The organism is Rhizobium sp. 862_C5_N1_2, assembly GCF_051811205.1.
GTDB classification, from domain to species: domain Bacteria; phylum Pseudomonadota; class Alphaproteobacteria; order Rhizobiales; family Rhizobiaceae; genus Rhizobium; species Rhizobium leguminosarum.
On record NZ_JBPWPT010000001.1, the window covers coordinates 441,394 to 460,970 of the forward strand.

General features: G+C 61.5%; 10 protein-coding genes, 1 tRNA gene and 1 pseudogene. 8 read left to right on the top strand and 4 right to left on the bottom strand.

Annotated elements, in window-relative coordinates; translation table 11 throughout:
- The first annotated feature begins 91 nt into the window (after window positions 1–91).
- From ACD590_RS02190 to ACD590_RS02205, 4 genes are all read left to right on the top strand, one after another.
- Entirely contained in the window at window positions 92–1,189 is a 1,098-nt protein-coding gene (locus ACD590_RS02190) for a polyamine ABC transporter substrate-binding protein (protein WP_439002041.1), read from the top strand.
- Between the two features lie 94 nt (window positions 1,190–1,283).
- Entirely contained in the window at window positions 1,284–2,426 is a 1,143-nt protein-coding gene (locus ACD590_RS02195) for an ABC transporter ATP-binding protein (protein WP_012756109.1), read from the top strand.
- A 4-nt stretch (window positions 2,427–2,430) separates the two neighbouring features.
- Window positions 2,431–3,342, top strand: a complete 912-nt coding sequence (locus tag ACD590_RS02200; protein WP_439002042.1) for an ABC transporter permease subunit — start codon at window positions 2,431–2,433, stop codon at window positions 3,340–3,342.
- A gap of 3 nt (window positions 3,343–3,345) precedes the next feature.
- Window positions 3,346–4,164 carry an ABC transporter permease gene (locus tag ACD590_RS02205; protein WP_018244860.1) on the top strand — a complete coding sequence of 273 codons (819 nt, stop codon included), beginning with the start codon at window positions 3,346–3,348 and terminating at the stop codon, window positions 4,162–4,164.
- Between the two features lie 89 nt (window positions 4,165–4,253).
- Here the strand turns inward: ACD590_RS02205 and ACD590_RS02210 are convergent, their stop codons facing one another.
- On the bottom strand, window positions 4,254–6,146 hold the full coding sequence (locus tag ACD590_RS02210; protein ID WP_439002043.1) for an AsmA family protein: 1,893 nt from the start codon (window positions 6,144–6,146) through the stop codon (window positions 4,254–4,256).
- Between the two features lie 276 nt (window positions 6,147–6,422).
- Between ACD590_RS02210 and ACD590_RS02215 the strand changes: the two genes are divergently transcribed.
- Window positions 6,423–8,375: an acetoacetate--CoA ligase gene (locus tag ACD590_RS02215; protein WP_439002044.1), complete on the top strand. Its 1,953-nt coding sequence runs from the start codon at window positions 6,423–6,425 to the stop codon at window positions 8,373–8,375.
- 221 nt (window positions 8,376–8,596) lie between these two features.
- On the opposite strand, the gene ACD590_RS02220 is transcribed toward ACD590_RS02215, so the two are convergent.
- Entirely contained in the window at window positions 8,597–12,394 is a 3,798-nt protein-coding gene (locus tag ACD590_RS02220) for an ATP-binding protein (RefSeq protein ID WP_439002045.1), read from the bottom strand.
- 213 nt (window positions 12,395–12,607) lie between these two features.
- Here ACD590_RS02220 and ACD590_RS02225 point away from each other — a divergent pair, with 213 nt between their 5' ends.
- Both ACD590_RS02225 and ACD590_RS02230 read left to right on the top strand, forming a co-directional pair.
- On the top strand, window positions 12,608–13,057 hold the full coding sequence (locus ACD590_RS02225) for a phasin (protein ID WP_131604439.1): 450 nt from the start codon (window positions 12,608–12,610) through the stop codon (window positions 13,055–13,057).
- A gap of 130 nt (window positions 13,058–13,187) precedes the next feature.
- Window positions 13,188–13,264: transfer RNA gene (locus ACD590_RS02230), tRNA-His, on the top strand.
- Between the two features lie 117 nt (window positions 13,265–13,381).
- Here ACD590_RS02230 and ACD590_RS02235 read toward each other — a convergent pair.
- Together ACD590_RS02235 and ACD590_RS02240 are read right to left on the bottom strand one after the other, a co-directional pair.
- A pseudogene (locus ACD590_RS02235) lies at window positions 13,382–13,563 on the bottom strand (IS481 family transposase); the annotation flags it as partial.
- A 31-nt stretch (window positions 13,564–13,594) separates the two neighbouring features.
- A complete protein-coding gene (locus ACD590_RS02240; protein WP_128408936.1) occupies window positions 13,595–14,608 on the bottom strand; it encodes a nucleotidyltransferase and HEPN domain-containing protein in 1,014 nt (337 codons plus the stop codon).
- Window positions 14,609–14,906: 298 nt separating this feature from the next.
- Here ACD590_RS02240 and traA point away from each other — a divergent pair, with 298 nt between their 5' ends.
- A complete protein-coding gene (traA, locus tag ACD590_RS02245) occupies window positions 14,907–19,529 on the top strand; it encodes a Ti-type conjugative transfer relaxase TraA (RefSeq protein ID WP_439020839.1) in 4,623 nt (1,540 codons plus the stop codon).
- Window positions 19,530–19,577: the final 48 nt, after the last annotated feature.

The following is a 19,577-nucleotide window of genomic DNA, read 5'->3' on the forward strand; positions in this document are numbered from 1 at the left end:
GTGGGCTGTGAAATTCCTTCTTAGTCTGCGTGGAAAACCAGAGGGAAAAGATGTCCGGGGGTGCGGAATCTTTGAACAAACAGGAGAAGTCATGAGGTCAACCATCCTATGCGTGACGGCCGCCGCCGTTACCGCACTCCTTGCTGCCGCTCCGGCCTTTGCCCAGGAGCGCGTGGTCAACGTCTACAACTGGTCGGATTATATCGACAGTTCCATCCTCGAGGATTTCACCAAGGAAACCGGCATCAAGGTCGTCTACGACACTTTCGATTCCAACGAGACGCTGGAAACCAAGCTGTTGGCCGGCGGTTCGGGGTATGACGTCGTCGTCCCCACCGTATCCTTCATGCAGCGCCAGATCGCCGCCGGCGTCTACCAGAAGCTCGACAAGTCGAAGCTGCCGAACCTGGTCAATATGTGGGACGTCATCATGAAGGGCGTGGCGTCCTTCGACCCCGGCAATGAATACAGCGTCGACTACATGTGGGGCACGACGGGCATCGGCTATAATGTCGACAAGGTCAAGGCGGCCCTCGGCACCGACGAAAAGCCCAATTGGGACGCGTTGTTCGATCCGGCGAAAGCGGCGAAACTCAAGGATTGCGGCATCTATATGCTGGATTCCCCGACTGACGTCGTGCCCTCGGTGCTCGCCTATCTCGGGCTCAATCCAAACAGCACCGATCCAGCCGATCTCAAGAAGGCACAGGAGGTTCTCACGGCCGTCCGTCCCTTCGTCCGCAAGTTCCATTCGTCCGAATATATCAGCGCGCTGGCGAACGGCGATATCTGCATCGCGCTCGGTTATTCCGGCGACATGTTCCAGGCCCGCGACCGTGCCTCGGAAGCCAATGCCGGCGTCAAGGTCGATTATTCGGTGCCGTCGCAGGGAGCCCAGATCTTCTTCGACGTCTTCGGCATTCCGAAAGATGCGCCGCATGTCGCCGAAGCCCATGAATTCATCAACTACATGATGAAGCCGGAAGTGATCGCCAAGGCCTCGAACTTCGTCTTCTACGCCAACGGCAACAAGGCGTCGCAGCAGTTCCTCGACAAGGAGGTCCTCGACGATACGGCGATCTACCCGACGCCCGAGGTGATGGCGAAACTCTTCACCGTTCCGCCGCTCGATCCGAAGACGCAGCGGATCGTGACGCGGCTATGGACCACCGTGGTCACCGGCCAATGATAGAATAACGGCCCGGACGGAAACGTCCGGGTCTTTTTTTGACGATTCCGGCCGGTGAAGCCGGGAGCAAAAGAATGTATTTTCGGGGAACAATATGAAGTCTCTAGGCAATATTCGCCGCTCTTTCGCACCTTGGACCGATCCGTCCGCCAAGCCCTTCATATCCATCAAGAACGTCACCAAGCGTTTCGGTGATTTCACCGCCGTCGATAACCTGTCGCTCGATATTTACCACCGCGAGTTCTTCGCGCTGCTCGGCGCTTCCGGCTGTGGGAAGTCGACGCTTCTGCGCATGCTTGCCGGCTTCGAGCAGCCGACCTCGGGCGAAATCGTGCTCGACGGCACCGACATGGCCGGCACGCCGCCCTATAGGCGCCCCGTCAACATGATGTTCCAGTCCTATGCGCTTTTCCCGCACATGACGGTCGAGAAGAACATCGCCTTCGGCCTGAGACAGGACGGCATGGCGAAGGACGAGATGACTGACCGCGTCTTGCAGATGCTGAAGCTCGTCAAGCTGGAGCAATTTGCCTCCCGCAAGCCGAACCAGCTTTCCGGCGGCCAGCGCCAACGCGTGGCGCTGGCCCGCTCGCTCGCCAAGCGCCCGAAGGTGCTGCTGCTCGACGAACCGCTCGGCGCGCTCGACAAGAAGCTGCGCGAGGAAACCCAGTTCGAGCTGATGGACCTGCAGCAGAATCTCGGCCTCACCTTCGTCGTCGTCACCCACGACCAGGAAGAGGCGATGACCATGGCGGACCGTATCGCCGTCATGAGCCACGGCAAGGTCGTGCAGGTGGCGACGCCGGCCGAGATCTACGAGGCGCCGAATTGCCGTTTCGTCGCGGATTTCATCGGCGACGTGAACATCTTCGACGGCAAGGTCGCCTCATCGGGCAACGGCACCGTCGAGATATCAGTCGACAGCGGCTTCAGCGTGCGTGTCGCCGCCGCCGAAACACCTTCTGCAGGCAGCGCCGTCGGTTTCGCCATCCGGCCGGAAAAGATGCGGGTCGGGCGCACGCCGCCCGCCAACGCCTCCGTCAACGCCGCCAGAGGCGAACTCTGGGATATCGCCTATCTCGGCGACATGACCGTCTTCCATGTGAAATTGCAGAGCGGCAACGTCGTCAAGGCCTCGTCCCTCAATGCGCAGCGCTCCGTCGACGACCCCTTCACCTACGATCAGGAAGTCTGGGTCTCCTTCGACGAGAATGCCGGCGTCCTGCTGAAGGATTGAAATCATGGGCAAGTTCGCGTCCGGCCTCTACAATCGCCTCGTCATCGTCATCCCTTACGCCTGGCTGCTGCTCTTCTTCCTGGCGCCCTTCTTCATCGTCTTCCGCATTTCGATGTCGACGACGGCGATCGCCATGCCGCCCTATGAGCCTGTCTTTTCCTTCGCCGACGGCTGGGCCGGCCTCTTAAGCAAGATCGGCGAATTCTCCCTCGACAACTACACCTACCTCACCGACGACCCGCTCTATTTCAACGCCTATGTGTCGAGCGTGGTAATCGCCGCGATCTCCACCTTCCTGACGCTGCTGATCGCCTATCCAATCGCCTACGGCATGGCGCAGGCGCCACGTGGCCTGCGGCCGACGCTGGTGATGCTCGTCATCCTGCCCTTCTGGACGAGCTTCCTGATCCGCGTCTACGCCTGGATCGCCATCCTCAAGCCGGAGGGCCTGTTCAACCAACTGCTGCTGTCGCTGCACCTGATCGATACGCCGCTGATCATCCTCAACACCAATACCGCCGTCTATATCGGCATCGTCTATTCCTATCTGCCCTTCATGGTGCTGCCGCTTTATTCGGCGCTCGAGAAGATGGACGGCACGCTGATCGAAGCCGCACAGGATCTCGGCTGCCCGCCGATCACCGCCTTCTGGCGCGTCACCTTCCCGCTGTCGATCCCCGGCGTGGTGGCCGGCTGCATGCTGGTCTTCATCCCGGCCGTCGGCGAATTCGTCATTCCCGATCTGCTCGGCGGGTCGCAGACGCTGATGATCGGCAAGACGCTGTGGAACGAGTTCAATTCCAATCGCGACTGGCCGGTCTCCTCGGCGGTGGCGACCATCCTGTTGCTGATCCTGGTCATGCCGATCGTCTTCTTCCAGAATGTCCAGGCCAAAGCCGAAGAGCGGGGGAAATAAACCATGCTGAAATGGACCCGTTTCAACATCGTCTCCGTCACGCTCGGCTTCGCCTTCCTCTATCTGCCGATCGTGCTTCTCGTCATTTTCTCTTTCAACGAATCCAAACTCGTGACTGTCTGGGGCGGCTTCTCGACGAAATGGTATGTCTCGTTGATGAGCAATCAGGCCTTGCTCGACGCTGCCTGGGTGACGCTGCGCGTCGGGCTGCTGTCGGCAACGTTTGCAACCATCCTCGGCACGATGGCGGCGCTGACATTGGTGCGCTACACCCGTTTTCGCGGCCGCATGTTGTTTTCGGGCATGGTCTATGCCCCGCTCGTCATGCCGGAGGTCATTACCGGCCTGTCATTGCTGCTGCTCTTCGTGGCGATCGGTCTCGACCGTGGCTTCTGGACGATCACGCTCGCGCACACGACGCTGACCATGTGCTTCGTCGCCGTCGTCGTGCAGTCGCGCCTGCTCAGTTTCGATCATTCGATCGAGGAAGCTGCCCAGGATCTCGGCGCGCCGCCGGTGCGGACCTTCTTCGAGATCACCCTGCCGATCATCGCGCCAGCCGTGCTCTCCGGCTGGATCCTGGCCTTCACCCTGTCGCTTGACGATCTGGTGATTGCGAGCTTCACCTCGGGGCCTGGCGCCACCACGCTGCCGATGAGGATCTACAGCCAGGTCCGCCTCGGCGTGACGCCCGAGATCAATGCGGTGTGCACGATCCTGATCGGCGTCGTCGCCTTCGGCGTCATCTGCGCCTCGATCATCACCAAGCGCCGCGAAACACAGCGGCAGAGGGACGAACGCGCCGCCGCCGCCGGGGCGTGAGGTCTAAAGCGCGTGCTGGTCGCGCTTTATGTCTCTATTTCACGCATGTCGTTCTCGCAAAACCGCTGCACGCTTTTGCGCGACATGCTTCATTGCGCGTGGGGTGTATTGCCGAAAAGCGGCACCGGCGAGATCACCGGGTTTGGCCATGAACCGCCGACGAAGAACGGCAGAAGCGGCAGCTCTGCGGCCTTGGCAGGATCGGTTGCCTCCAGCGATCCGGAAAGCGCCAGCCCGTTCGACTGATAGGTGATGACGCCGGAAAGCGTCAGCGTCTGAGTGGCGCCGGCGATACGGGCGTCGTGCATCTCGGCGGTGCCGTTGGCGAAATCGGCCTGCAGGTTCAGCTGGTTGAAGGCGAAGGCGCCGCCTGCTGCCGCGCTCAGCGGAAAGAACGGCTTTTCGGCTGCCTGCGTGCGCAATGCCGCAGCATCAATGCCGGGAATCGTGCCTTCCCTGGTCCAGAAGTGCAGCTTGCCGGTGACGTCGGCAAGGCCGGTCGTCCAGATCGCCTTCGGCGACTGCAGGTCGAGATCGAGCGATCCTGTCGCAAGCGGCAGCGGACCCTTCAGTTGCAGGCGCTCTGCAAGGGCCGCGAAGTCGGCATTGCGGATCGACAGCTGCAGCCTGCCGCCGCCGTCGAAGTCGCGCTGCGTCGCTTCCAGATGCGCGGTCATCTCGCCGCCTTCGAACTGGCTGTCGCCAATATCGAATTTCGCTTCGCCGCCGGCAACGATCACGCTGGCGCCAACGTCGGAAAGCTCGAAGAGACCCATCTGCGCGCGCCGTGCCGAAAGCCTGACGTCGACATCGAGCACCCGCAGCGGCCCGGTTATGCCGGCGGAGATTTCCTCCGCCTCGCCGGCGGCGAGCCTGAGGGCGAAGGCATCGAGGAAGGGCTTGAGGTTCATCTGGTCGAAGGCCAGCGTGCCGCCGATCTTCGGCCGTTTTCCGGGCTGGGTGAAAAGGTCCATCACCCCGGTGGCACTCGCTTCGTTCAGCGAGAGACTGAGATTGTTGAAGCGCAGCCCGTTGCCCGACGACATGATGTCGGATTCCAGCGAAGCGCTCTTCAACGTTGCGATGCCGGGGATCGATTTGCCCGACCACGTCAGCAGTGCCGGCACATCGGGAATGCTGGCGGTGATATTGCCGGAAAGGGCCGAAAGGCTGGCGATGCTGGCAATCCCCTGGAAGTGCGCCGTCAACAGGTTTGATGCGAGCGACGTCCGGGTCTCGGCATTCCTGCCGGCAAAGGCGAGCAGCGGCTGGCGCGAGGCGAAATCGACCTTCAGGTCCTCGCCGTTGATGCGGGCGATGACGACCGCCGAGATCGCGCCGGATAGCCTCGGCCAGGCGATATCTGCGGTGACGCTATCGAAATGATAGGTCTTGGCGGACTTGATGTCGGTGACCACAAGCGTCCCGTCCTCGACCGTCACGGCGCCGATCTCGGCATCGAGATCCCGAGCAAGCACCTCAGCTCCGTTTTCGGAGCGTACGCCGTTGATCGCGCGTGCGAGCAGGCCGGCATAACTCCAGTCGATCAGCCCTTTCTCGTCGCGCGTCAGCGCCAGGTTGGGGCGCACCAGGTGGAATTCGTGGAAGCTCGTCCGGCCTCGCAACGCATCGATGAGGCTGAAATCGGCTGACAGGCTTTCGATACTGCCGAGCAGCTTGTCGCCGCTTTCGCGCGGCTGGCGGATGGTGATCTGGTTCAGTGTGATGCGCGGCGTCGGCCAGAATTCGAGAACCGGACTGCCCTTGATCTCGGCATGGTAGCCCGTCCATTTCGACAGCGCGTCCTCGATGCCGGAGCGCACGAAGCCGGTCGAGATGAGATAGGGTGCGGCGACCCTGAGCGCTACGAAAAGCGCGAGCGCTATCAGCAGGAATACCGTCGACAGGCGGGCGAAGGCCGGAAGCCAGCGCGAAACGGGTCCGATCTTCCTGCGCCACCTGCGATGTCTTGACGTGCTCATGATCTCCGCCGGCAAATTCAGCCGGTCATCCCGTTATGCGCTGAATTCGGCGGATATAGGAAATATCAGGCATATGCAAATCCCATACAGCGCCGCGCGTCTTTTCAGACGCGCAAAGGACGCTGTAGCACTTTCAATTAAATAGTTGGAGCATGATGTCGTCCGAAAACCGCTCACACTTTTCGGCATCATGCTCCAGGCGACGGATCGCGTCGGTTCCGCACTTTATAATGCAATGCAGCATGATATAAAGACGGCATTGGGGAGGAGGATTGAATGCAGGATAACAGACCACTTTGGGTGCCCTCGGCGGATGCCGTTGCAAAAAGCCCGATCCATGCCTTCATGGAACGCTGCAATGCCGATTTCGGGCTTTCTCTTTCTGGCTTTGAGGAGCTGCATGCATGGTCGGTGGCCGAGCGGGAGAATTTCTGGTCGACCGTCTGGGATTTCTGCGGCGTGAAGGGAGAGCGCGGCGCAGAGGTGCTTGCCAATGGCGATCGCATGCTGGACGCCCGCTTCTTTCCTGACGCGACACTGAACTTCGCCGAAAACCTGCTGTCTGGCCGCGGAGAGGGCGATGCCATCATCTTCCGCGGCGAGGACAAGGCCGAGGACCGCTGGTCGTGGGACCGGCTGCGCGCGCTGGTCTCGAAGCTGCAGCAGGCCTTCGCAGCACTCGGGATCGGCAAGGGTGACCGCATCGCCGCCATGATGCCGAACATGCCGGAGACCGTCGCCGCCATGCTCGCCGCCGCCTCGATCGGCGCCATCTGGTCGTCCTGTTCCCCTGATTTCGGCGAGCAGGGTGTGCTCGACCGTTTCGGCCAGATCGGCCCGAAGCTGTTCATCGCTTGCGATGCCTATTGGTATTCCGGCAAGCTGCAGGATGTCGGTGCCAAGGTCGCCACCGTCACAAAAAGTCTGGGTGTTCCCTCCGTCATTGTCCACTACGCCGGCGATGCGGAGGCAGTGGCGCGCAAGACGCCGGGGGCTTCAACGCTTGAAGCCTTTGTCGCGCCCTATGAGGCAAGGGAAGTCGAATTCACGCGGCTTGGCTTCGCGCATCCGCTTTACATCCTCTTTTCGTCAGGCACGACAGGCGTGCCGAAATGCATCGTGCATTCGGCCGGCGGCACGCTGCTGCAGCATCTGAAGGAGCAGCGGTTGCATTGCGGCCTGCAGGCGGGCGAGAAGCTGTTCTACTTCACCACCTGCGGCTGGATGATGTGGAACTGGCTGGTCAGCGGTCTCGCCAGCGGCGCAACGCTCTGCCTGTTCGACGGCTCGCCCTTCGCCCCCGATGGCAACGTGCTGTTCGACTATGCCGAGGCCGAAAAATTCGCCATCTTCGGCACCTCGGCGAAATATATCGACGCGGTGCGCAAGGGCGGGCTGACGCCGCGCGCAAGTCACGATCTTTCCAGCCTGCGGCTGATGACCTCCACCGGTTCGCCGCTGTCGCCGGAAGGATTCACCTTCGTCTATGAGGGCATCAAGGAGGACGTGCAGCTCGCCTCGATCTCAGGCGGCACCGATATCGTCTCCTGCTTCGTGCTCGGCAATCCGTTGCAACCGGTCTGGCGCGGCGAGATCCAGGGGGCCGGCCTCGGCCTTGCCGTCGATGTCTGGAACGATGATGGCAAGCCGGTGCGCGGGGAGAAGGGTGAGCTCGTCTGCACCAAGGCCTTCCCGTCGATGCCGGTAATGTTCTGGAACGACCCCGATGGCGCCAAATATCGCGCCGCCTATTTCGACCGCTTCGACAATGTCTGGTGCCACGGCGACTTCGCCGAATGGACGGAGCATGGCGGCCTTGTGATCCACGGCCGTTCGGATGCGACGCTCAATCCCGGCGGCGTTCGCATCGGCACGGCGGAGATCTATAATCAGGTCGAGCAGATGGAGGAGGTGGCCGAGGCGCTCTGCATCGGCCAGGAGTGGGACGACGACGTGCGCGTCATCCTCTTCGTTCGCCTTGCCCCCGGTGTGACGCTGACGGAGGATCTCGTCAAAGCGATCAAGACGCGTGTTCGCACCGGCGCCTCGCCGCGGCACGTGCCGGCGAAGATCATCGCGGTTGCTGATATTCCCCGCACCAAATCCGGCAAGATCGTCGAGCTTGCCGTTCGCGAGGTCGTTCACGGCCGGCCGGTTAAGAACCAGGAAGCGCTTGCCAATCCCGAGGCGCTGCGGCTCTTCGCCGGGCTAAGCGAACTGAAGGATTGACAGCGATCGGAAACTACAAGCTTTCACCCTCTATCAATCTCCTGTCATGGAAACCTTTCGTTAAGAAAGGTTTGTCAAAGGTGAAGCCATCTTGAGGGTCGCACATGAACGAGGCGGCCTGGGGCTTTCTAGCCTCCGAAACATGACGTTGATCGACTGAGCTCTTGTTGAACAGCACCAAATTCTAGGCAGCCTCTGGCTGCCTTTTCTTTGCGCTCCGATCAGCCGGCCAGCACGCGCTGCGACGGGAAGGTGATCTCGACGAGCGTGCCCTCGTTGGGCGTCGAATTGATCGAGAACGTTGCCCGGTTGGCATCCACCATCGCCTTGGTCAGCGGCAGGCCGAGCCCGGTGCCGTCGCCGCGATGGCGCGATTGGGTCGAGGAGACCTGCCGGAACGGCTTCATCGCCTGGTCGAGTTCGCTGCGCGTCATGCCGATGCCGGTATCGCGGACCCTGAGGACGACGCTGCCATTGGCCTCATAGGACGTGGAAACGACGATCTGCCCGCCTGATGGGGTGAAGCGGATGGCGTTCGACAGGATGTTCAGGGCGATCTGCTTGATCGAGCGCAGGTCGGCCACGACATCGGGCACCGATTGCGACAGCGCCGTGCGGATGATGACGCGCTGGCCATTCGCCTGCGGCTGTATCAGCGCCACGGCCTCGGAGACCGCCTCGTTGAGACCGACGGCATCAAAATCGAGATCCATCTCGCCCGCTTCGATCTTCGAAATGTCGAGCAGGTCGTTGACGATGTCGAGCACATGCCGGCCGGAGCGGCCGATGTCATTGGCATATTCTATATAACGCGGATGGCCGATCGGGCCGAAGCGCTCGCCCGCCATCATGTCGGAAAAGCCGATGATGGCGTTGAGCGGCGTGCGGATCTCGTGGCTGACGCGGGCGAGGAAATCGGTCTTGTGGGCGTTGGCGGTTTCAGCCGCACCCTTGGCGTTGCGCAACTCGTCCTCGGTGCGCTTCCACTGGGTGATATCGCGGATGACGGCGCAATAGCCGTTTGAGGAGGTGAGCTGGCCCATCGTCATGAACAGCGGCACGAAGCCGCCGGCGGCCTCGCGGCCGATCACTTCACGCCCGTCGTTCAGCACACTTGCCACGCCATGGCCGGAGAGGCCGTTCAGATAGTCGATGACCGCTTTCTGGCTCTCATGGGCAAACAGCATGACGAAGGGTTTGCCGCGCGTCTCCTGCTCGTCGTAATTGAAAAGCGCGCTGGCCGACCGGTTCATCGAGCGGATGTCGCCCTCGGTGCCGATGACGACGACGCCGTCGGTCGCCGTTTCCAGGATCGAGCGCAATTCTTCCACTTCGACCTGAAGCTTGGCGACCTTCTCGACCATCCGCTCGGGGCGGCCTTCGGAACGGCCCTCGGACCGGTTTGCTTCGCCACGGCCATCTTCCTTGCCTTCCACCGGCATCAACGCCAGCATCAATGCATTGGCGTCTTCCCAGCGCACCGATTGTAGCCGCGCGGTTACCGGCGCCAGCGTATCATCGGCCTTGACGAGCATCATGGTCCCGGAGCCGACAGACTTTTCCTCGAGTTCACGGCGCTGCAGCAGGGCTTCGATGCCGCCCACCTCGCGCAATGCCTCGAGCGAATCGTAGCCCGTCAGCCGCATGAATTCCGGATTGGCATGGATCAGCGCATCGCCGATATGGATGAGCACGGCAACAGGCAGCTGGTCGACCGTGCCCACCGAAAGCCCGTCCGTCATCTTGACGCGCGGCGGAATGAAGCTTGTGAGAACCTCGATCTGGCTGACCGTCTCCTCGAGCCCTTCCGTTGCCTCGTCTTCGGCGATGACTGAAGGCTCTTCGGTGGCGCCGTCGTCTTCGCTCTGCGCCTCGACGGCATTCTCGAAGATCGCCTCCTGCGCCGCCACCTCTTCGAGCGACAGTGTTTCCGCCTTCTCGGCGATGGATGTTTCGGCCTCGACCTCTTCGGGTCCGGAGGCCTTTTCGAAGCCGGCGGTTTCGGTGACGGCGGTTTCTATCGGCGCCGGAACGGCAGGCTCGTCCTTGCTGGCGCCGAAGGCTTCGAGGCGCTTGGCGATCTCGCGGAAATTGGCCTGTTCGGCGGCCGTCAGCGCAGCGCCGCTGTTGTGGAGCTGAACGATCTTGTCGGAGAAACGGCGATTGGGCGTTTCCGAAATGCGAAGCGCCGGCGGCTCTTGCGGAAGATCGGCCGCGGGCTCGGCTGCGCAAACGTCGCCGGCATCGACGCTGCCTTCCGCTTTTTCTGCTGCACTTTCCTGGGCAGGTGTCTCGATGGCCACCTGCTCGGTGGCAATCTCTTCCGGCGCTGTCTCCGTCTGCGGCGCCTGATCCTCGACCTCTTGCGTCAGGGCGGGTTCGATCAGCGGTTCTTCAAGCGCTGTCTCCGCTTCATCTGCCACCTCGGCAATGGTTTCGGCAGGTGGGCCGAGGCTCGCTGCGTCATGGCCGATACCATCAGGGCCGAGTGTCAGACCGAGCGCCAGCGGATCTTCCTGGGCATCGGAAAGCCGGACGACGCCGAAGCCGCGGAACCCATCGAAGTCGCGGTTGCGGGTATAGGTCGGCAGCGCCGCCAGATCGACCGGAACGACGAGGCTGGTGCCTTCGACCGGCCAGAGGATCGTCTTGCCCGACCACGTGTCGCGGCGGGCGAGCGCCTCGGAAAGCTTGCCGTCAGGATCGAGATTGAAGAGGGCGGCGACATCGCCGAAGGCAGATCCGATGATGTCGGAGGCGTGCGGACCGACGGCCTCGGCAAATTCGTGGCTGACCTCGTTGAACCGGCCTTCGGCGTCGATTTTCCAGACGAAGCGCGTGGCGCGGCTGTTCGGCCTGAAGACGAAGCCGGGCTCAGCCGCAAGCGGGGGCAGGTCGGCGACCTCAGACTTTGCGATGACGGGCTGTTCATGGACCGCTTCCGGCGTGTCTTCGATAGGCGTTTCGCTGGCTTCAACAGGCGGTTCCACCGTCTCGGCAACGGAGGCCAAATCGTCCTCGATGACCGCGGCGGGCTCGGAGGCTTCAGCCGCGCTGCTATCGATCGTTCTCTCGTCGCTCTCCGGCTTCGCATCCCCGGCAGGATACAGCCCATCGTCAACCGCCTCGTCGGCGGATGCTAGAGCTGTCCCGGCAGGCTGTTCGCTTTCGCCGGCGATCTCCTCGAGCGTCTCCTCGACCTCTTCGATTCCCGAGACCGCGTCGATGATCTCGGTGAAGCCTTTAGCGGCGACAGGCTCGTCCTGAAGCGCTTCGGCCGGCGGCACGCTTTCTTCCTGTGTGGGCGCATCGACCGGGTCGAGCGCGGGCGTATCGATCGGGTCGAGATGACCGACCGCAGTCTCCACGGCAAAAAGCAGATTGAAAGCCGGATCGTCGCTGAGCTTGCCGACGGCGGCCGGAAGATTGCCTCTGCTGGTGGCGACGGGTCGCTTCACCAACCGGTCGGGATGCGCGCCGGCAAGGTTGATCAAGGTCTTTGCCGTCTGCTCGGAGATCCCGAGCGAGGCAAAGCCCGGCGAGGCCGCGATGACCTCGCCATTGGCGCCGATCACCGCCATATGTGTGTCGGGATCATCAAGTCCCTGCAGCATCTGGGCCGCCGATGCGCCGGCCGCGAGTGGCTTTGCCGAGATCGGCACTGAAAACAGGATAGCCTTTTCGCCCTGGGAAAGCCGGATCAGTTCGGCAGCCGCCTGTACCTGGGCACGCTGAAAGCCCTTGGCAACGCGGATCATCAGGCTGCGGCTGTCGCCGATATCGGTCAGCTGGCGCGCGGCGGTTTCCAGCTGGCGGAAGGTGATGTCGGCGCGGTCGACCCCCTGATCGAGCAGGTCATAGACAGCCGAATGGCCGAAAAGCTCGGCACCTGCACCGTTCGCCCAGAGCAGACGGGCAAGATCGGCCGAAAACAGCACCATGGCCTCGCCGCGTGAAAAGCGTTCTCGTACCCGTGCATGCACGGCGATATCGATGAACGGATATTGGACTGCGGGCATGTTCGAACCTTGTCGCTGTCGGCCTTCTTAAATTAACGGCTTATTAATAACTGCGGGGCGCATGCCGGTCCAGAAGAGGAGGGGGTTTTCGGCCGGAAAGGTTAACGTCTTGTGCACCGCACAATAATTGTTGCAATGCACAATGAAATGTCTTATATAAGCATCATCCAACAAACGCAGGCAGCGGCTGCCTCAACCCAAAGGATGCGACCCATGGCTACCATAAAGACCGACGACGTTTTTTCAATCGCTTCTTTCGACCCGTCCAAGTTCACGGAATCTTTCCGTGAGTTCGCCGAAAAGGGCGCTCAGCAGTCGAAGGATGCCTATGCCAAGCTGAAGACCGCTGGCGAGGAAGCCGGCAAGACGCTCGAAGCCACCGTTCAGACGGCACAGGCCGGCTCGGTCGAGATCGGCCTGAAGGCGATCGACATCCTGCGCGTCAATTCCGAGAACTCGCTGTCGCACTTCGAAGCGCTGCTCGGCGTCAAGTCGCCGGCCGAATTCTTCGAATTGCAGACCTCGTTCATCCGCAAGCAGGCCGAACTCACCGTCCAGCAGGCGAAGTCGATCCAGGAAACCACCAAGCAGGTGGCCGAGAAGCTCGCAAAGCCCTCCAAGGACGCCGCCGAAAAGGCCATGGCTTCCTTCAAGGTTGCCTGATCGGTTTTTACCGATCGGAGATAAAAGGCTGGACCTCGCGTCCAGCCTTTTTGTATATTGGCGAGGAATGGGGCTTGAATTCGTCGCCAAGTCCTCGTATGTGACCCCCGTCGCGCCAAGCGCGATTTATGCGGTTGTAGCTCAGTTGGTTAGAGCGCAGGTTTGTGGCACCTGAGGTCGGAGGTTCGAGACCCCCCAACCGTACCATCTCCCACTTGTCCATATCGAAGACATAGGTAACAGAGCGTCCCTAAGACATAGGTGACAACCTCGTGGCGAACGGGTTGCCGATCGGTCGCAAAGTCCTTTGCTCGACCGCAGGCCGACATCGCCGGCCACGCGCTTGACCAGCAGTTCTCTGATCTTCCTGGCAGCCCAATGCGGCTTCTTTTGCGAGATGCTCATCGCCTCGACCGGTTCACGGAGTGGTTGGCGCAATGCTTCGGCCGTCGCGACCGATCCGCCACGGCCTCCAGGCCGTCATCTTTGTAGCAATTGAAAATTTTTTAGCCGGTCGTGCCGAGATGCCGAATTACGTCAACCGCATGACCGCGAATCTCGTTTGATTACGTCGCTGCCAACTATTCCTTTAAGGACCTCCAGGTGCCCTTCGCAAACCGTCTTGACCAGTTCGAGCAGTAATGCAGTTTGTTCAGCGAGCCAGCCAAGCGCTTCCTCGCTAATTTCGAAATGTTTCGAATAGCGCGCCTTCACGTATGCCTCGTTCAACGTATTGAACCAGGCGCGTTCCTTGTGCTGATCACGCGGAAAGGCCTCGGCCAGACGACGGTCCTGCTCCTCAGCGAGCGAGCGCAGAAACTTGATGTTGTGCGATGGCGGGCCGTAGTTGGTTAGGGTCAACAGGACGCAGGAGTAGGCTTGTTCGAGCGATTGATGCAGGCTGAATGCCGACCAATTTATCCAGGCGTCCCCGGTCCTTTCCGACCTGCTGAGTTGAAATTTAGCTGTCTCCAGGATGGTTGTGGCTTCGGCAAACCTTTGCTCAAAAATCTCTTTTGCCAACCGCAGTCGATCCTCCGCCGAAAGAGGCTCGGGCTCGGCCAGCGGCTCATCGTCGAGTTCGTAGAGAACGATGCCTTCCTTGCGGATATCGGAGAAAAAATACTGTCCTTCCTTGAGGTAGGTGTTCACCTCGCGTCTGGAATGGACGATGAAGCTAACCGGCGTTTCGATCGAGGCCTCGTGGATCAGCCGGTCGGCGGCCTTGTGCCAATATTCGGTGAATTCGCAGAGCTTGCGGTTGTTGACGATGATCAGCAGATCGAAATCGGAGCGATACCCCTTCATGGTAAAGGGTTCATCGACCCATCCACCCTTCGCGTAGGAGCCGAACAGGAGAATCTTCAGGATCCTGCCGCGCTTCTTGAAATCGGCCGTACCTTCCTTCAGCGCATCCTCGAATTCTTCGTGCAGGATTTCGAGAACCCGGCCGAGTTCTCGCTGCTTGCGAAGCGGCATATGATCGAGCGACGATTTCATGAGCAATCGATAGGCGAAAGATCCAATATCGTCTACTGGCAAATTTAGCACCGCTCAACTCCAGCTTTGCCCTTGTGTCTCATCCGGTTGCCAACCCACGCTCGTGATTGATGAAAAACTTCAGTCGCTTAGGGACAAGTATCGTCTGATCGCGGCGTAGTCGGAACGCCGTGGACAGCCCGAACAAAGCGTGAATTAAGTTTTCGATTATACTATCTTGAATAACTCAGTTAAATCGCTTATTTGTCGCAACTGATAAGGACCCGGCGCAAAAACGTCGTTCGGCCTGACCATTGCAAGAGAGCGGCGTCGCTCGTTGGTGCACTGCTCCGAATATGCGAGGACAATCATGGCGATCATGTTCGTCAGAGCGCAGGTGATCAGCAGGGGAGCGGGACGCAACATCGTCTCGGCCGCCGCCTATCGTCATCGCACGAGGATGATGGACGAACAGGCCGGTACCTCGTTCAGCTATCGCGGCGGGGCTTCCGAACTGGTGCACGAGGAACTGGCCCTACCGGATCAGACGTCGGCCTGGCTGCGGTCGGCGGTCGAGGGGCGTTCCGTCGCTGGTGCCAGTGAAGCGCTGTGGAATGCTGTTGAAGCTTTCGAGAAACAGGCAAACGCGCGGCTGGCGCGCGAGCTGATCATCGCGTTGCCGGAAGAGCTGACGCGGGCCGAGAACATCGCGCTGGTGCGCGAGTTCGTCCGTGATAACTTTACGTCCGAGCGAATGGTCGCCGATTGGGTTTATCACGACAAAGACGGCAATCCGCATATCCATCTGTTAACGACCGTGAGACCGCTGACGGAGGAGGGCTTCGGGCCGAAAAACGCTCCTGTTTTGGGAGAGAATGGCGAGCCATTGCGTTTTGTCACGGCCAGGCGGCCCACTGGTCGGATTGTTTATAAGTCCTGGGGCGGCGACAAGGAAACCTTGCAGGCGTGGAAGATCGCCTGGGCGGAGACGGCCAGCCGGCACCTGGCGCTTGCCGGTCACGAGATCCGGCTCGATGGCCGCTCCTATGCCGAACAGGGCCTTGATGGCATCGCGCAGAAGCACCTCGGACCGGAGAAGGCAGCCCTCTCCCGCAGGGACGCGGAGATGTATTTTGCTCCGGCCGACCTTGCCCGTCGCCAGAAGATGGCCGACCGGCTGCTTGCCGATCCTGCGCTCCTGCTGAAGCAGTTGAGCAATGAACGCTCCACCTTCGATGAGCGCGATATCGCCAAGGCGCTGCATCGCACTGTCGACGATCCCGCGGACTTCGCCAATATCCGCGCGCGACTGATGGCATCGGACGATCTCATCATGCTGAAGCCGCAGCAGATCGATGCCGAAACGGGAAAGGCGAGCGAACCTGCCGTCTTCACCACGCGGGAGATGCTGCGCATCGAATATGACATGGGGCGGTCGGCGCGGGTTTTGGCGGAGCGCCGTGGTTTTGCCGTTTCCGATCGGGTGGTTGCAGCCGCGATCAGGCAGGTCGAAACGCAGGATCCGGAAAACTCCTTCCGGCTCGATCCGGAACAGGCGGATGCCATCCACCATATCACCCGCGACAAAGGTATCGCCGCCGTGGTCGGCCTTGCCGGCGCCGGCAAGTCGACCTTGCTTGCCGCCGCCCGCGTTGCCTGGGAGAGCGATGGTCGCCGGGTGATCGGTGCTGCCCTTGCCGGGAAAGCCGCCGAAGGGCTGGAAGACAGTTCCGGCATCAGGTCGCGGACACTCGCCGCCTGGGAACTCGCCTGGGCCAGCGGACGCGAATTGCTCGAACGTGGCAATGTGCTTGTCATCGACGAGGCCGGCATGGTGTCGTCGCAGCAGATGGCCCGCCTGCTTGACATCGCCGAGCAAGCCGAGGTGAAGGTCGTGCTGGTTGGTGACGCGATGCAGCTGCAGCCGATCCAGGCGGGCGCGGCGTTCCGGGCGATCACTGAGCGGATCGGTTTTGCCGAACTTGCCGGTGTGCGCCGCCAGCGCCAGCCATGGGCGCGCGAGGCGTCGCGGCTTTTTGCGCGCGGCGAGACCGGGAAAGGCCTCGATGCCTATGCCCAGCAGGGGCATCTGATCGAGGCAGGGACACGGGCGGAAACGATCGATCGGATCGTCGCCGATTGGAGCCAAGCGCGCAAACAGGCAATCCAGAACTCAACCACGGCAGGCAATGACGGTCGTCTTCGTGGTGACGAACTGCTGGTGCTCGCCCACACCAACGAGGACGTCAAGTATCTGAACGAGGCGCTGCGATCGGTGATGGTGGGAGAGGGCGCACTTGGTGAGAACCGCGCTTTCCAGACCGAGCGCGGCGCGCGGGCATTTGCTGCCGGTGACCGCATCATCTTCCTGGAGAATGCCCGCTTCGTTGAACCGCGCGCAACTCGTCTCGGCCCGCAACATGTGAAGAATGGCATGCTCGGCACGGTCGTTTCCACCGGCGACAAACGTGGCGACGCAGTGCTTTCGGTCCGTCTCGACAGTGGCCGTGATGTCGTCTTCAGCGAGAGCAGCTATCGCAATGTCGATCATGGCTACGCCGCGACCATTCACAAGTCTCAAGGCGCCACGGTCGAGCGAACCTTCGTGCTCGCCACCGGCATGATGGACCAGCACCTGACCTATGTGTCGATGACGAGGCACAGAGACCGCGTCGATCTCTATGCGGCGAAGGACGATTTTGAAGCAAAGCCGGAATGGGGACGAAAGCCGCATGTCGATCATGCCGCCGGCGTCACCGGCGCGCTCGTGGAAACAGGACAAGCCAAGTTCCGGCCGAATGACGAGGATGCCGACGATAGCCCCTATGCCGATGTCAGAACAGATGACGGCACCCTCCATCGTCTATGGGGTGTCAGCCTGCCGAAGGCGCTCGAGGAAGGTGGCGTCTCAGAAGGCGATACCGTCACGCTGCGCAAGGACGGCGTCGAGCGGGTGACGATCAAGGTTGCGATCGTCGACGAGCAAACCGGCCAGAAGCGGTTCGAGGAAAGAGAGGTCGACCGCAACGTCTGGACCGCCAAGCGGATCGAAACCGCCGAAGCGCGTCAGCAACGGATCGAGCGGGAAAGCCATCGACCGGATGTGTTCAAGCAACTGGTAGAGCGCCTGTCGCGTTCCGGCGCCAAGACGACGACGCTCGATTTTGAAAGCGAGGCCGGTTATCGCGCCCATGCCGACGACTTCGCGCGCCGCCGTGGTCTCGATCACCTTTCGCTTGCCGCAGCCGGGGCGGAAGAAAGCCTTTCCCGGCGGTGGGCCGGGATTGCCGAGAGGCGCGAGCAGCTGGCGAAGCTGTGGGAGCGGGCAAGCGTTGCGCTCGGCTTCACGATCGAGCGGGAACGGCGCATCGCCTACAACGAGGAACGTGAACCCCAAACCGTCTTGGAGGCGGATGTTGCGAGCGGCCGATATCTGATCCCACCCACCACAGGCTTTGCCAGGAGTGCCGAGGAAGATGCGCGGCTGGCACAACTTTCGTCTCCTGCCTGGAAGGAACGGGAAGCCATCCTCCGGCCGCTGCTGGAGACGATCTATCGTGACCCGGATGCAGCCCTTGTCGCCTTGAACGCGCTTTCATCGGATACAAGCGTCGATCCGCGCAGGCTTGCCGATGATCTTGCCAAAGCACCCGAGCGGCTCGGCCGCCTGCGGGGTTCCGACCTGATCGTCGACGGTCGTGCGGCACGCGACCAGCGCGGTGTCGCTTTCACGGCATTGATGGACCTACTGCCGCTCGTCCGCGCCCATGCCACCCAGTTCCGCCGGAATGCCGAACGCTTCGAAAGCCACGAGCAACAGCGCCGCGCCCATATGGCATTGCCGATCCCGGCGCTCTCCGAAAAGGTGATGGCACGTCTTACCGAGATCGAGGCGGTGCGCAGGCAAGGTGGTGACGACGCCTACAAGGCCGCCTTTGCGCTTGCCGCCAAAGACCGCTCGATCGTCCAGGAGGTCAAGGCGGTCAGCGAGGCGCTGACCGCCCGCTTCGGCTGGAGCGCGTTTACCTCGAAGGCCGACGCGGTTGGCGAACGCAACATGGTCGAGCGTATGCCGGAGGACCTCGCCAGTATCAGAGGCGAGAAGCTGACCCGGCTGTTCAAGGCCGTGAAGCGCTTTGCCGACGAGCAGCATCTCGCCGAGCGGCGGGATCGTTCGAAGATTGTTGCCGGTGCCAGTGCCGATCAAGGGATGGAGAATGTCCCCATGCTTGCCGCCGTCACCGAGTTCAGGACCGCGATCGACGAGGAGGCGCGCTCGCGTGTGCTCTCAGATCCTCTCTATCGCCAGCAGCGAGCAGCGCTGGCGGCGGTGGCAAGCGCGATCTGGCGCGATCCGGTCGACGCCGTCGGCAAGATCGAAGAGCTGCTTCAGAAAGGCTTTGCTGGCGAGCGCATCGCGGCCGCGGTGACCAATGATCCGGCCGCCTATGGCGCATTGCGCGGTTCCGATCGCCTGATGGACCGGATGCTGGCCGTCGGCCGGGAGCGGAAAGAGGCGGTGCAGGCCGTGCCTGAAGCCGGCGCCCGTTTGCGATCGCTCGGTTCGGCCTACGTCAATGTGCTCGATGCCGAACGCCAGGCTATTGCCGAAGAGCGGCGGCGCATGGCGGTTGCCATTCCTGCTCTGTCGACGGCGGCGGAAGACGTGCTCATGCGACTGACTGCCGAGGCGAAGAACAACGACCGCAAGCTGACGGCTTCCGCTGCCCCTCTCGATCCCAGCATTCGCCGGGAGTTCGCCGCCGTCAGCCGGGCACTCGACGAGCGCTTTGGTCGCAATGCCATCATTCGCGGCGAAAAGGATCTCATCAACCGTGTGCCACAAGCGCAGCGCAGCGCCTTCGAGGCGATGCAGGACAGGTTGAAGGTCCTGCAGCGGACGGTGCGCATGGAAAGCAGCGAACAGATCATCTCGGAACGGCGCCAGCGGGCTGTCAGTCGTGGCCGTGGCATCGGTGTGAATGGCCTTTAAACGGATCTCACCGATGAAGTTGGGAAGCGAAACCAAAAATACGGTTCC

Bases quoted from the DNA above. Each gene is read 5' to 3' on its own strand.
- ACD590_RS02190 (WP_439002041.1), top strand. From the start codon at position 92: ATGAGGTCAACCATCCTATGCGTGACGGCCGCCGCCGTTACCGCACTC.
- ACD590_RS02195 (WP_012756109.1), top strand. From the start codon at position 1,284: ATGAAGTCTCTAGGCAATATTCGCCGCTCTTTCGCACCTTGGACCGAT.
- ACD590_RS02200 (WP_439002042.1), top strand. From the start codon at position 2,431: ATGGGCAAGTTCGCGTCCGGCCTCTACAATCGCCTCGTCATCGTCATC.
- ACD590_RS02205 (WP_018244860.1), top strand. From the start codon at position 3,346: ATGCTGAAATGGACCCGTTTCAACATCGTCTCCGTCACGCTCGGCTTC.
- ACD590_RS02210 (WP_439002043.1), bottom strand. From the start codon at position 6,146: ATGAGCACGTCAAGACATCGCAGGTGGCGCAGGAAGATCGGACCCGTT.
- ACD590_RS02215 (WP_439002044.1), top strand. From the start codon at position 6,423: ATGCAGGATAACAGACCACTTTGGGTGCCCTCGGCGGATGCCGTTGCA.
- ACD590_RS02220 (WP_439002045.1), bottom strand. From the start codon at position 12,394: ATGCCCGCAGTCCAATATCCGTTCATCGATATCGCCGTGCATGCACGG.
- ACD590_RS02225 (WP_131604439.1), top strand. From the start codon at position 12,608: ATGGCTACCATAAAGACCGACGACGTTTTTTCAATCGCTTCTTTCGAC.
- traA (WP_439020839.1), top strand. From the start codon at position 14,907: ATGGCGATCATGTTCGTCAGAGCGCAGGTGATCAGCAGGGGAGCGGGA.